Genomic DNA, 13,124 nt, shown 5'->3' with positions numbered 1-13,124 from the left:
AGGTTGTGCTAAAATATAGCTATATTGCGATTTCGTGAAGCCACGGAGGAACGCCATGCCGAGCTTGCTTGAACCGGCGTACATGGGGTCAAGAAACTTCTTCATGTCCTATCGGTCGGAAACCAAAAATGAAAATTGGCTGATGCTGCATGCCCACCAAGGCATTGAGCTGCTTTACGTGCATCAAGGGGCGGGCACGGTTACGCTGGAACGCAAGCAATATCGGCTTCAGCCCGGCACCCTGTTCTGTTTTCAGCCTTATCAGCTGCATAAAGTCGAAGTGCCTCCGCTGGCGGACGCTTCTTACATACGGACCAATGTCACGTTCGATCCTCGCGTGATTGAGGCTTACTTAGCGCCGTTCCCCAAGCTGCAATCGTTTGTGCGCTTGCTTGCCAAGGGGACGTTAACGGAGCAAGTGTTTACGTTCGCCGCAGGCGACCACCGCTTCGAAGAGCTGCTCGGCGGTTACGACAAGGCTCGCTCGTCTGTGCGGGACGAACATCAGGAAGAAGAACGCGCGCTGTTCCTGCTGACGCTGCTGCGCCATCTGCAGATGGAAGTGTTTCCGGAGCAGGCCTTGGGTTTTCCCAACGCGGAGAAGGCGTCCGGGCATGTGGAGCGAATCTTGGATTGGATTGAGAGCCGGTTCCGGCTTCCTTTCGAGCTTGGCGCGATGGCGGAGGAGCTGCACTTGTCCCCGTACCACTTATCCCATCTGTTTAAGCGGCATACCGGCGTAACCTTGTCCGACTACATCGCCGGGCGCCGCGTGCGGGAGGCGTGCGCGCTGCTGGCCAACACGGATAAGTCTGTAGGGGAGATCGCGAGGGAGGTCGGGGGGTTCAGTGCGCCGTATTTCTGCCAGATGTTTAAGAAGCATAAGGGTGTTACGCCGCAGTCGTACCGGGCCGCGATTCGGCAGGCGTATAGATGAGGGGAGAGTTTGGGGCGTGTCTTTCTGAAATGAAGTGCTGTGACCGGTACAAAATGCTAAGAACTTGCGAAACCCAATAGCTAGCCACAGCTGTGGTGGGGTGGAGCTGCAAAGGCGGCCCTGTTTGGGCGGTCATGGGCCGCAGTGGCGCCTCGGCGCAGCAAACACGGCCTTATTTGGGCGGTCATGGGCCGCTGCGGCGCCTCGGTGCAGCAAACACGGCCCTGTTTGGGCGGTCATGGGCAGCTGTGGCGCCTCGGCGCAGCAAAGACGGCCCAAATCGGGCGGTCATGGGCCGCTGCGGCACCTCGGTGCAGCAAACACGGCCTTATTTGGCTTGGATGTTGGCATAAGTTGGGCAGGCTAGCGGCAGTAGGCTAGGTTCCGACAAGCGGTTCATTTTGATGGATGCAGCATCCCGCACAAGTGTCTTTCTGACCTTCACCAGTTCAATCGTTTCCCCCCACTGCAACCCGGCGAAGATCCATAACGGATTGCGAAGGCGTTAATTCTAGTCTTTCTACCCACACGGCAGAAATAGCGGACTTTCAAGGACTTATTCGATGTCGAACGGCCCAAATACGGCCAATCTGCTCATTTTCACAAAAATTAACGCCTTCAAAATCCTTTATTTCTCACCATGCGGCCGGATCTGAGAAAATAAAGCCCCGAAAGTCCGCTATTACTCTCAAGTTAGGCTGGTTCAGCCATCTTCACAGGAGCGGGGAGTAAGCATACCAACCGACTGGACTGCTATCGCCACATTGATTCCCGACAATAAAGACCCTTCACATCCACGGGGACCATGGTGGTGAAGGGCCAATATTGCAGTTCCTAACCCGCCGAGGCCTGACCGGCCGCTTTAGCCTTCCACGTGCGGAAGGCGGACAGCGCCAGACCGTCGTCGATGACGCCGCGGGCGCGGTATATGCCTTCCTCGATCGAGCCGACCTTCTCGCCGATCCAGAGCCGTACGGCGCTGTTCAGCAGCACCATATTGAGATAGGGAAGCTCCGCCTTGCCCTCCAGCACCGACATCGTCATTTCCGCCTGCTTTGCTGCCGTCCATTCCAGCTCCGGCACGTCGACCTGCAGCTCGTAATGCTCCGGATCGACGACGAACAGGTCGCTGGCGCCGTCCTGAATCAAGTATGTGCGGGTCCTTTTCTCCACACCGACATCTTCCGAGCCTTCCACGCCCTGAATGATCATGCCGCGTTTCACGCCAAGCTCCATAACGAGCTTCGCGACCTTCTCGAACACCGTGCCGTGGAAGACGCCGACGGCCATGCAGGTCGATTCGGAGAAGCGGAGCAGCTTCTCGGCCGTATTGAACGACGTGCGCAGACCCAGCTCCTCACGAATGCCGCGCAGCTTGGCCAGCGGCGGGCACCATGCTTCCGACGGAACGAACAGGAAGCCCGAGCTGCCGGCAGCCGCCGTCGCGGCAGCGGCCGTTAACGCGCCGGCGTTGACGCCCAGCTCGCGCAGCACGTCCGGCAGCGTGACGCCCCATTTCGGCGGCAGCGGAGCGCTGCCGTGCAGCGTCACGGGCAAGCCGTTCGCGGCAAGCACGAAGGCGGTGGGCAGCGTCGCGATGAACGAACGCGTCCGGCCGTCGTACGGCCCGGCGCAGTCGAGGCTGCCTGGCACCGGATGGAGCGTCGTCCGCTCCCGGAGGGCGTCGATGAAGGCGCGCAGCTCCTCGATCGATTCCATCTTGATGCGCTCGGCGACAAGGAAAGCGCCGATCTGCGCAGGGGTCGCTTCCCCGTTCACGATCAGCTCCGCCGCCTGCCGCGCTTCTTCATAGGTGAGGTCCCGTGCGCCGCGCTTGCCCCGGCCCACTTCCTTTAATAATGTAATCATGTGCGTCGTCCTCCCTTGTTCTGATCCTGCAGCAGCTGATACACCTTGACGATGGAGGTGGCGACATCGACCATGCGCTTTCGTTCGTTCATCGCTTGCTTGCGCAGGAAATCGTATGCCTCGGCCTCAGAGATTCCTTTAATCTCACTCAGAATGCCTTTGGCCTGATCGATCCACTTGCGTTCCTCGAGCCGAGAGAGAAGCTGCTCTCGCTCCTGAACCCAATCGCGCCTCTGAATAAAATGTTGAAAGCCGAGCAGCAGCGCGGCATGCACATCCATCTCCGACATTCCGGCGGATAACAAGCCGTCCAGTTCGAGATCGAGCTTGCACTCGTGACTCGGAAACGTCGCGCTGTCACACCAAAAGAAGATCGGTAAATAGCGCTGCGCCAAAAGTTTCTTTCTCCAGGAGGAGAGGGCATCCACCGGGACGCACAAGAGTGCGGCGTCTGCGCCGTCCAGCTGGCGCTTCAGCTCGCGCGAATCCGAAGCGGCTCTCAGCACCCGCAGCCCCATATCCCGCAGCTTATTCTCCGGCACCTTCCCGTCCTCAGACCGAAAGCCAGCAACCTCTTCCACTAATAGAAAAGTCTGAAGCATGTCATACCCCCCCACATGATTCGAACGGAGCACATGGCATAGGATCAGCTTGTTGCACCGGTTAGTTCATGTTATGTTATCTACCAACAAATATAGCATGGACCTGGCGTTTTTGTCGATGATTCCTTAAATAAACGCAATTCCACATTAATTTCAGAAAATATGTGTTATGTTTATTGACACATAACCCGATCGAGCATATAATCACAGTAACGGATCTCACAAGGTCGTGAGCTCCTCTCTCAGGTAAGAAATGCTGACACAGTGTCGTGTCAACATGGCAATGAAGCCTATCCCGATTCGCGTCATTCGTGCGTAAACCGGGCTGGGCTTTTTCTGTTTTCCACTAAAACAATAGAAAAAAAGGGAGCTGGGGAGACATGGCGGATCGGAAATCGTTTTGGCAAAGCGGACACAAAGGGTCGTTGTTCAGTGCATTTTTGTATTTTGATATGAGCTTTATGATTTGGGTCATGATGGGGCCGCTGGCCGTACTGATCGCGAACGACTTCCAGCTTGACGCGGCGCAGAAAGCAAATCTCGTGGCGCTGCCGCTGCTCGGGGGATCGATCCTTCGTCTAGTGTTAGGTTATTTGACCGATCGCATCGGACCTAAGAAAACAGGCATTCTCGGCATGATCCTGACATTTATTCCGCTTATTGTCGGCTGGCAATTCGCGAATTCGATCAGCGATATGTATTTCGTCGGCCTTATGCTCGGCATTGCCGGCGCCAGCTTCGCCGCAGCGCTGCCGCTGGCAAGCCGCTGGTATCCTCCGGAGTATCAAGGACTTGCGCTCGGCATTGCAGGGGCAGGCAACAGCGGCACGATTTTCGCTACGTTGTTTGCCAACCGGCTCGCGCTGCATTACGGCACCTGGCATGCGGTGTTCGGGCTTGCTCTGATTCCTTTGGCTATCGTATTCCTGATCTTCCTGTTTACCGCGAAGGACAGTCCGAACCAGCCGGCTCCGAAGACGCTGGCCGATTACGGACGGGTGCTGAAGCAGAAAGATACGTGGCTGTTCTGCATTTTCTATGCGGTCACCTTCGGGGGCTTCTCGGGACTCGCAAACTATTTGACCATTTTCTTCAATACGCAGTACGGGCTGAGCGCCGTTATGGCATCCGATTTTGCAACGATCTGTATTATTGTCGGCAGCTTCTTCCGCCCGCTCGGCGGCTGGCTCTCCGATAAGCTCGGCGGGATCCGGATGCTGGTGGTCCTGTATGCGGTCATGGCGCTCATGCTCGCCGGAATCTCGACACTGCCGACGCTATGGCTGACGACAGCGCTCCTGTTCGTCGGCATGATGTGCATGGGGATGGGCAACGGGGCGGTGTTCCAGCTCGTACCGCAGCGGTTCCAGCAAGAGGTCGGCATTATTACCGGCATCGTCGGTGCGGCCGGCGGTCTCGGCGGTTACTTCCTGCCGAAAATTCTCGGCAACCTGAAGCTGTCGACAGGCTCGTTCACGCCGGGCTTCCTGATTCTCAGCGGCATCGCGCTCAGCTGCGTAGTCATTATGACGATCGCCCAGCGCGAGTGGAAGCGCAAATGGATCGGCGAAGGCGGCAAAGTCGGCAACCTTGCTTCGAATGCGTAAGTCTCCGCGATAACGCGCGGGAACGGAGGCGGCCAAGGCGCAGCGGCTTTCACTTTACTATGACGGAGGGATCCATATGTCTAAGGAACGATTAGTGCTGATCGGCAACGGGATGGCGGGGATCAATACGATCGAGCATTTGCTGAAGCTCGCGCCGAACAAGTACGACATTACGGTATTCGGCTCCGAGCCGTACCCGAACTACAACCGGATTTTGCTGTCTTACGTGCTGGCGGGAGATTCGAAGGTCGAAGACATTTTTATCAACACGTACGAGTGGTACGAGGAAAATCAAATTACGCTCCATGCCGGCCATACGGTGACGGCCGTCGATACGGCAGCGAAGACGGTGACGAGCGATAAGGGCGTCACGGTCCCGTACGACAAACTGATATTCGCCACCGGCTCGAATCCGTTCATGCTGCCGCTGCCGGGGGCGGATAAGGAAGGCGTTATGGCGTACCGGACGATCGGCGACTGCGAGCGCATGATCGATGCGTCCAAGACGTACAAGAAAGCGGTCGTCATCGGCGGCGGCTTGCTCGGCCTCGAAGCGGCGCGCGGCTTCCTCAATCTCGGCATGAAGGTCGACGTCGTCCATATTATGGACACCATTATGGAGCGCCAGCTGGACCGAACGGCATCGAAAATGCTTCAGGAAGCGCTGGAAGCGCAGGGCATGAACTTCCTGCTGGAAAAGCAATCGGCGGAAATTACGGGCGGCAAGCGTGTGACCGGACTCAAGTTTAAGGACGGCACGCACACCGATGCGGATCTGATCGTCATGGCGGTCGGGATTCGGCCGAATGTGGCGCTGGCGAAGGAGATCGGGCTTGAAGTCAATCCGGGAATCGTCGTAAGCGACTACCTGGAAACGAGCATCCCGGACATTTATGCCGTCGGCGAGTGCGCGATGCACCGCGGAATCGCCTACGGCCTCGTCGCTCCGCTCTATGAGCAGGGCGCCGTGCTGGCGAAGCGGCTGGCAGGCGTGGAGACGGCGCCGTATGAGGGCTCTGTCGTGTATACGAAGTTGAAGGTGTCCGGGGTAGACGTATTCTCGGGCGGCCAGTTTAACGATCAGGAAGGCACGAAGGCTATCCGTGTTCACGATGAATTTTCCGGAATTTACAAGAAAGTTGTCATTAAGGATAACAAAATCATCGGTGCGGTGCTGTTCGGCGACACGGCGGACGGAACCCGCCTCATGCAAATGATCCGAAACGGCACCGACGTATCGGGGCTGGAAAAAACGGCGATTCTGCGCGATTCGTCGGCGGATCAAGGCAGCGGCGGCGTAGCGGATATGAGCGACGATGCGATCGTGTGCGGCTGTAACGGCGTCAGCAAAGGTGCGATCTGCAGTGCGATCAAGGAGCAAGGGCTTACGAGCGTAGAGGAAGTGAAAAACTGCACGAACGCGTCCCGCTCCTGCGGCGGCTGTAAGCCGCTTGTGAAGGATTTGCTGGCGCTGACGCTCGGCGATGCGTTCAGCGGCGCTCCGGCGAAAGAAACGATCTGCGGCTGTACGGATCTGTCCCGCGATGAAGTCGTAGAAGCGATTCGCGGCAAAGGGCTGTCGCATGTGCGCGAAGTGATGAACGTGCTCGGCTGGAAGACGGAGGAAGGCTGCTCCAAGTGCCGGCCGGCGCTCAACTATTACCTCGGCATGGTCAATCCGACGACGTATAAGGACGACCGCACGTCCCGCTTCGTCAACGAGCGGATGCACGCGAACATCCAGAAGGACGGCACGTATTCCGTCGTTCCGCGGATGTACGGCGGCGTAACGACGCCAGCGGATTTGAAGAAGATTGCCGAGGTTGCGGAAAAATACAACGTTCCGACCGTCAAGCTGACCGGCGGACAGCGCATCGACCTGCTCGGCGTACGCAAAGAAGACTTGACGGCGATGTGGGCCGATCTCGATATGCCTTCCGGCTATGCGTACGGCAAAGCGCTTCGTACGGTCAAAACTTGCGTCGGCGAAGATTACTGCCGTTTCGGCACCGGCGATTCGATGGGGATGGGCATTGCGCTGGAGAAGCGCTTCGAGCGGCTCAATACACCGGCGAAGGTAAAGATGGCCGTATCCGGCTGCCCGCGCAACTGCGCCGAATCCGGCATCAAGGACCTCGGCGTCGTATCGGTTGACGGCGGCTGGGAGCTGTATGCGGGAGGCAACGGCGGCGTGAAGGTGCGTGTCGGCGACCTGCTCATGACGGTCAAGACCGAAGCCGAAGTGATCGAATATACCGAAGCTTACTTGCAATATTACCGCGAGACGGGCAACTACGGCGAACGAACGTCGGAGTGGGTAGCGAGGCTCGGCATCGACCATATCCGCGAGGTTCTGCAGGACGAAGCGCGCCGGAGCGGGCTGCGCGGGCGAATGGACGTCGCCCTGTCAGTGACGAAGGACCCGTGGAAGGAAGCGATCGAGTCGGATACGATTCGCCGCGATCTGTATGATGTCGTTGAAGTGAAGTAATCAGGAGGGTGACCGATATGACGATGAGCAATGCAGCGGCGAACTTGGCAGCACAGGCACAGGAATGGTACGACGTCATCGCCTATGACGTTCTGCCGGTCGGCACCGGCAAGACGGTGCGCATCGGCGGCCTGGAGCTCGCCCTGTTCCGCTTCTCCAGCGGCAAGGTGCACGCGATTCAGAACCGCTGCCCGCATAAGGACGGCGTACTCGCGGAAGGCATCGTCTCCGGCGAATTCGTCTTCTGCCCGATGCATGACCGTAAAATTCACGTGCCGAGCGGGGAAGTGCAGAAGCCGGATGACGGCTGCGTTCATACCTATACGACCAAAGTAGAGAACGGGCGGGTGTGGATCGCCCTAACGTAGGAAGGTGAGTCCCATGGGTACGACGACGTCAACGCATTGCTGCTTCTGCAGCATGCAGTGCGGCATGGAGCTGGTCCCGAGCGACAAGGCGCCGGGACTGGCGATCAAGCCGAGCCCGGATTTTCCGGTCGCGACCGGACGGCTGTGCCAGAAGGGACTGAACGCGCTGGATCATGTGCTCCATGAGGAGCGCGTCCTGACGCCGCTCGTCCGGATTGGCAATGAGCGGAAGGGCGCGTGGCGGAAAGCGGAATGGCCGGAAGCGATCGGAGGGATCGCCGCCGAGATTCAGCGCATTCAAGCGAAATACGGCAACGATGCGGTGTCCGTCTACGGCGGCGGCTCGCTGACGAATGAAGTGAGCTATTTGCTCGGCAAATTTACCCGTGTCGCACTGCGTTCCAAATACATCGATTACAACGGCAGGTACTGCATGTCGTCGGCGGCGGCGGCCGGAATTCGGGCCTTCGGGCTCGACCGCGGCATGACGTTCCCGTTATCGGACATTCCGAAGGCCTCCTATATTATTCTCGCGGGAACGAATATTGCCGAGTGCCAGCCGACGATGATGCCGTATTTGCTGGAAGCGAAGAAGAACGGAGCGAAAATCGTTACGATCGATCCGCGCAATACGATGACGTCAAAGAGCGCCGACATTCATGTGCGGCTGCAGCCGGGCTTCGATTCCGTATTCATTAACGGACTGCTTCATGTCATTATTGCGGAGAAGCTGTACGACAAGCGTTATGTAGAGGAACGGACGCAGGGCTTCGAAGAGCTGGCCGAAGCTGTCAAAGCGTACACGCCGGCCCGCGTCGAAGAGCTCACCGGCATTCTCGAAGCCGTCACAAGGACGGTGGCGCGCGGCTTCGCCAAGGCGGAACGGGGCATCGTGATGACGGCCCGGGGTCTCGAGCAGCAATCGAACGGCGTGGAGAACACGCTGAATTATATCAATCTGGCCTTGCTGACGGGAAATGTAGGCAAGCCGGGAGCCGGCTACGGCGCGGTAACCGGGCAAGCGAACGGGCAGGGCGGCCGCGAGCACGGCCAGAAGGCGGATCAGCTTCCGGGCTACCGGCTGATCGAGAATGAAGCCGACCGGGAGTATGTTGCCTCGGTATGGGGCATCGATCCGAAGGAGCTCCCGGGCAAAGGCGTCTCGGCTTATGAGATGCTGAAGAAGGTCGACGAAGGCGAGATTAAAGCGATGATCGTGCTCGGCTCCAACCCGATCGTCTCGAGCCCGAACGCGGACCTGGTGGAGCGGGCGCTCGGCAAGCTGGAGCTGCTCGTCGTCGTCGACATGTTCGAGACGGAAACGGCGAAATATGCGCATTGGCTGCTGCCCGGCTCTTCCTTCCTGGAGGGAGAAGGAACGCTGACCAATCTGGAGGGGCGGGTATTCCACCGTCCTGCGGCGCTGCCGACTCCAGGCGAAGCGAAGCTCGATTATGTACTGATTTGCGAGCTGGCGGAGGCGCTGGGGCGCGGGGAATATTTTCGCTATACGAGCATTGAAGACGTATTTGTCGAGCTGACGAGGGCATCGGCCGGAGGGAAGGCCGATTACAGCGGCATCACCTACGAGCGGCTGAAGCGCGAGCATGGCGTGTTCTGGCCGTGTCCATCCCCGGATCATCCGGGCCAGCCGCGCATGTTCGAGGAGCGGTTCGCCTATCCGGACGGGAAAGCGAAGCTGTTCGGCATCACGCCGAAGCTGCCGGCGGAGCCGATCGATGCGGACTATCCGTATATCCTTACGACAGGCCGGCTGTCCAATCATTACTTGAGCGGCGCGCAGACAAGGCGGACGCCGGGTCTAATGAAGAAAGCGCCGGAGCCGGTGGCGGAAATTCATCCTTGGCTGGCCGGTCGGATCGGGCTCGTCGTCGGCGGCAAGGTGCGGATCACGAGCCGGAGGGGATCGCTGGTGTTTCAAGTGAAGGTGACCGAGGGCATTCAGCCGCGAACTGTGTTCGTTCCGTTTCACTGGGGCGAAGAGCTCAGCGTGAACAAGCTGACGAACGACGCGCTCGATCCGACGAGCCGGATGCCGGAATTCAAGCTTTGCGCGGTGCGTGTGGAACGGGCGGAGTAGCTGAGAAAGAACATTTTCGGGAGGAGCCGTGAACCTATGTTCGAACGCGATCTGGGAATTGATTTGGAGGCTGAAGAAGCCGGAGCATGGAATAGCTTCGAGGCCGGAGAAGAATGCTTTACTGTAGGCGATGCTTTGGAGGAAGACGAGGCGCTTTTCGGTTAAACGCATAGCGGGACTTCCCACTGGAAAGGCTATCCATGGATCACCGGAAAGGTGATGACTTGGATAGCCTTTTGAGGCAGGGAGTGGACGTACATGCAACAATGGAAAAAAAGAATCGTCGTGCTGGCAGTAGCGGCCGTATGCTTGTTTGCGTTTGCGGGCACCGCGCTCGGCTTCGGCAAAGGGGCGAATGGGCCTGACGTTTACGCCGTACAGGGGATGCTGAAATCGCTCGGTTATTACGCAGGCGCCATCGACGGGTATTACGGGTCCGCGACGGAAAGCGGCGTACGCGCGTTCCAGCAGAAGTACGGCTTGCCGGTAACGGGAGCGGTGGACAATAAGACGCTGGAAAATATTTTGTGGGCCTACGGCAATTTGAAGCTGGGCCGCTCGGGGCCGGGGACGCCGACACCGACGCCAACACCGACACCGACACCGACGCCGACACCGTCGACCGGTTTGTCGGCAGAGGAGCAGCAAATGCTGGAGCTCGTCAACAAGGAGCGGACTTCGAGAGGCCTCGCGGCGCTGGCCGTCGATCCGACGCTGGCGCGGTCGGCGCGGGCGAAGAGCCAGGATATGGTGGACAAAAACTACTTCTCCCACCAGTCGCCGACGTACGGCTCTCCGTTTGATATGATGAAGCAATTCGGCATCACCTACCGGTCCGCCGGCGAGAATATAGCCTGCAATCAGACGGTAGCCGCCGCCCATCAAGCGCTCATGAATTCCCAGGGACACCGTGAAAACATTTTGAGCACCTCCTATACGCATATCGGCATCGGGATTGTAAACGGCGGTCCCTGCGGCAAAATGTTTACACAGCAGTTTATCGGCAAATAACAACCGGAAGTCAGGCAAAATCGAACGGGCGGCAAGGGGAAACCCCTGCCGCCCGTTAGACGTCGTTACACTTTAAAGCGGTCTACGGAGGAGCTGAGCCTGTTCATCTGCTCCTGAAGCTCCGTCACCAGCTCGTTCACCTGCATGAACAGCTGCAGCTGAGACTCGACGCTGGCCAGCACTTCTTCCGTCCCTGCCGACGTTTCTTCCGTTTGCGCTGATGCCGTTTCGATGAAGGCAACGATATGATCCTTGTGCCCGCTTAACGATTCCGCCGTCTGCTGGATCGCCGTAACCTTCGCGGTCATCGGCGCCGACGCCTGATCGATATCGCGGAATACTAGAGCCGTTTGCTTGACATTGTCCGACTGTTTGCTCAACGACTCATTCGCTTCACTGAACATCGTCTTCGTCTGTTCCGTCGAAGACAGCAGATCGGCTACGATATCTTGAATCCGGTCGGAGGCCTCGGCGGACTGCTCGGAAAGCTTGCGAACTTCGGAGGCGACGACGGCGAAGCCTTTGCCGTGCTCGCCGGCGCGGGCCGCTTCGATCGAGGCGTTCAGCGCGAGCAGACCGGTCTGCCTGGAAATCGTTTGAATCGTATCCGCTGCAAGCAGGATATGGCCGATTCCTTCGGACAAAGATCTGAAGCTTTCCGCAACGGAGTCCGTAACGGCTACATATTCGTTCATGCCGGTTTGTAAAGCGGCAACCGCTTGCTGCCCCGCTTGCTGGGAGCGTTGGATCGCTTGATTGGCCTGATCAAGTTCAATGGCGTTACGTTCGGCTTCGAGGATTAATGCGGAAACGTCTTGAATCGCATTCATCCCGTCTTCCACTTCCTCGGTCAAACGGGAAGTCCCGGCCGCCATTTCCTTGACGGCGTAATTGATTTCCCCCGATACGACGGTCGTCCGGCCGGCCAGTTCCTTGACGGAAATGCTCTTGCCGTAGCTGGATTTGGCTGCCGCTTGCGTATCGCCGATTAAGCGCTGAAGAGAAGCGGTAAACGCATTGAACGCTTTCGCCAAGCTGCCGATTTCGTCCGACGATTGGCTCGGCAGCCGCTGTGTCAGATCGCCTTCCCCGCGGTTAATCGCTTCGAGTGCGGTTTGCAGCGTTTTCAAGCGCCTCGCAAGAAGATGGATGATCACGAAAACGACAGCAGCGATCACGGCCAGGCCGATCAAGGCGATCAGCAGCGTGGAGCTAAGGATCGACGTCAAAATTTGGTTCGAGACCGCAATGACGAACGACTGTCCGTTCGACAGGCCGACCTTGTACAACGTCGCTTTGCTGCCCGACAGCTCGGCGGTTGCCGTCGAGCCGGCCGGTTGGGAGGCGACGGCCTGCACGGCGGCATGCTGCTCCAGCTCCTTGCCGGTGGACGAAACGATGCGGGACTGCTGATCCAGGATCGCCCCGAACAGGATGTCCTCGCTCAGCTTGCTTTGGATTTGACCGATCAGCTGGGCGGCGCCGATTTTATTTTCCAGCTCGATGAGCGCGGCTCCGTCACGGCCGACTTGCACGATGGCGGGTTCATTCCATCCCGATACGCCGACAAACTTATACACCTTCGTGTCGACGGTACGCGTTTGTGCGGGCTGGGCTACGCTTTTCTTCTCGCCGGTGAGCAGCTGCATAAATTCGTAAGCTTGCGCCTTCGGGTCCGCTCCGAAGTGAAAATCGATGTTTTCGCCGGCATTGGTTAGCGTCAGCTTCCCGTTCTTGTCGGCAAACCAGAATTCATCGATGCCGGACCGTTCGGCGAGTTGCTTCACATCGGCGTATTTCAATTTCCGATCTTTTATGATGTACGAGGCTAAATACGATTGCCCGATCATCTCCCGTTCCATGACGGCTTCAGCTGTCTGCCGCGCGGTGAGAGCATCTTCTATGGCAATGCGGATAACCTCTACGGTCGTTCGGCCTTTCATCGTAATCGTCTGATCGACGAGCTGGTAAGTCCAGTACGATACCGCACCCATAATGATGCTGACGATGATCAGGATGGGGAATGCGGCTTTTGATTTGATGGAGAATAGAAACCGTTTCCAAAGCGGCGGGTTCTGTGAGTCCGTCATTGGTGATCTGCCTCCGATGCAGGTGATGGTAGGGATAATGATTTGTAT

Annotated in this window: 10 protein-coding genes; 7 read left to right on the top strand and 3 right to left on the bottom strand. The window is 58.1% G+C overall.

The annotated features are described in order from the left end of the window. Positions 1-55: 55 nt before the first annotated feature. Positions 56-937 carry an AraC family transcriptional regulator gene (locus ACFFK0_RS09440; protein WP_377469889.1) on the top strand — a complete coding sequence of 294 codons (882 nt, stop codon included), beginning with the start codon at positions 56-58 and terminating at the stop codon, positions 935-937. 834 nt (positions 938-1,771) lie between these two features. Here ACFFK0_RS09440 and ACFFK0_RS09435 read toward each other — a convergent pair. Next, positions 1,772-2,806, bottom strand: a complete 1,035-nt coding sequence (locus tag ACFFK0_RS09435; RefSeq protein WP_377469888.1) for an anthranilate phosphoribosyltransferase — start codon at positions 2,804-2,806, stop codon at positions 1,772-1,774. After that, the gene (locus tag ACFFK0_RS09430; RefSeq protein ID WP_377469887.1) at positions 2,803-3,408 is read right to left on the bottom strand and encodes an ANTAR domain-containing response regulator; all 606 of its coding nucleotides are present in this window, start codon (positions 3,406-3,408) and stop codon (positions 2,803-2,805) included. Before ACFFK0_RS09430 ends, ACFFK0_RS09435 begins: the two co-directional genes overlap by 4 nt. A gap of 380 nt (positions 3,409-3,788) precedes the next feature. Between ACFFK0_RS09430 and ACFFK0_RS09425 the strand changes: the two genes are divergently transcribed. From ACFFK0_RS09425 to ACFFK0_RS09400, 6 genes are all read left to right on the top strand, one after another. Then, complete coding sequence (locus ACFFK0_RS09425; protein WP_377469886.1) at positions 3,789-5,015, top strand: nitrate/nitrite transporter; 1,227 nt, start codon at positions 3,789-3,791, stop codon at positions 5,013-5,015. A 76-nt stretch (positions 5,016-5,091) separates the two neighbouring features. Continuing rightward, a complete protein-coding gene (gene nirB / locus ACFFK0_RS09420; RefSeq protein WP_377469885.1) occupies positions 5,092-7,506 on the top strand; it encodes a nitrite reductase large subunit NirB in 2,415 nt (804 codons plus the stop codon). 23 nt (positions 7,507-7,529) lie between these two features. Next, on the top strand, positions 7,530-7,874 hold the full coding sequence (gene nirD / locus ACFFK0_RS09415) for a nitrite reductase small subunit NirD (RefSeq protein ID WP_377469956.1): 345 nt from the start codon (positions 7,530-7,532) through the stop codon (positions 7,872-7,874). Positions 7,875-7,887: 13 nt separating this feature from the next. After that, entirely contained in the window at positions 7,888-9,975 is a 2,088-nt protein-coding gene (locus ACFFK0_RS09410; RefSeq protein WP_377469884.1) for a molybdopterin oxidoreductase family protein, read from the top strand. Positions 9,976-10,011: 36 nt separating this feature from the next. Continuing rightward, on the top strand, positions 10,012-10,140 hold the full coding sequence (locus ACFFK0_RS09405; RefSeq protein WP_377469883.1) for a hypothetical protein: 129 nt from the start codon (positions 10,012-10,014) through the stop codon (positions 10,138-10,140). Between the two features lie 93 nt (positions 10,141-10,233). Beyond that, positions 10,234-10,986 (top strand): peptidoglycan-binding protein, encoded by a 753-nt coding sequence (locus tag ACFFK0_RS09400; protein WP_377469882.1) that lies wholly within the window; start codon positions 10,234-10,236, stop codon positions 10,984-10,986. Positions 10,987-11,051: 65 nt separating this feature from the next. Here the strand turns inward: ACFFK0_RS09400 and ACFFK0_RS09395 are convergent, their stop codons facing one another. Beyond that, the gene (locus ACFFK0_RS09395) at positions 11,052-13,076 is read right to left on the bottom strand and encodes a methyl-accepting chemotaxis protein (protein ID WP_377469881.1); all 2,025 of its coding nucleotides are present in this window, start codon (positions 13,074-13,076) and stop codon (positions 11,052-11,054) included. Positions 13,077-13,124 lie beyond the last annotated feature (48 nt).

This window comes from Paenibacillus chartarius (assembly GCF_042432825.1).
GTDB classification, from domain to species: domain Bacteria; phylum Bacillota; class Bacilli; order Paenibacillales; family NBRC-103111; genus Gordoniibacillus; species Gordoniibacillus chartarius.
This window is presented reverse-complemented; position numbering and strand designations above follow the sequence as displayed.

What these genes read in the sequence shown, in the direction of transcription:
- ACFFK0_RS09440 (WP_377469889.1), top strand. Translation starts at nt 56, where the DNA reads ATGCCGAGCTTGCTTGAACCGGCGTACATGGGGTCAAGAAACTTCTTC.
- ACFFK0_RS09400 (WP_377469882.1), top strand. Translation starts at nt 10,234, where the DNA reads ATGCAACAATGGAAAAAAAGAATCGTCGTGCTGGCAGTAGCGGCCGTA.
- ACFFK0_RS09425 (WP_377469886.1), top strand. Translation starts at nt 3,789, where the DNA reads ATGGCGGATCGGAAATCGTTTTGGCAAAGCGGACACAAAGGGTCGTTG.
- ACFFK0_RS09405 (WP_377469883.1), top strand. Translation starts at nt 10,012, where the DNA reads ATGTTCGAACGCGATCTGGGAATTGATTTGGAGGCTGAAGAAGCCGGA.
- nirB (WP_377469885.1), top strand. Translation starts at nt 5,092, where the DNA reads ATGTCTAAGGAACGATTAGTGCTGATCGGCAACGGGATGGCGGGGATC.
- ACFFK0_RS09430 (WP_377469887.1), bottom strand. Translation starts at nt 3,408, where the DNA reads ATGCTTCAGACTTTTCTATTAGTGGAAGAGGTTGCTGGCTTTCGGTCT.
- ACFFK0_RS09395 (WP_377469881.1), bottom strand. Translation starts at nt 13,076, where the DNA reads ATGACGGACTCACAGAACCCGCCGCTTTGGAAACGGTTTCTATTCTCC.
- nirD (WP_377469956.1), top strand. Translation starts at nt 7,530, where the DNA reads ATGAGCAATGCAGCGGCGAACTTGGCAGCACAGGCACAGGAATGGTAC.
- ACFFK0_RS09435 (WP_377469888.1), bottom strand. Translation starts at nt 2,806, where the DNA reads ATGATTACATTATTAAAGGAAGTGGGCCGGGGCAAGCGCGGCGCACGG.
- ACFFK0_RS09410 (WP_377469884.1), top strand. Translation starts at nt 7,888, where the DNA reads ATGGGTACGACGACGTCAACGCATTGCTGCTTCTGCAGCATGCAGTGC.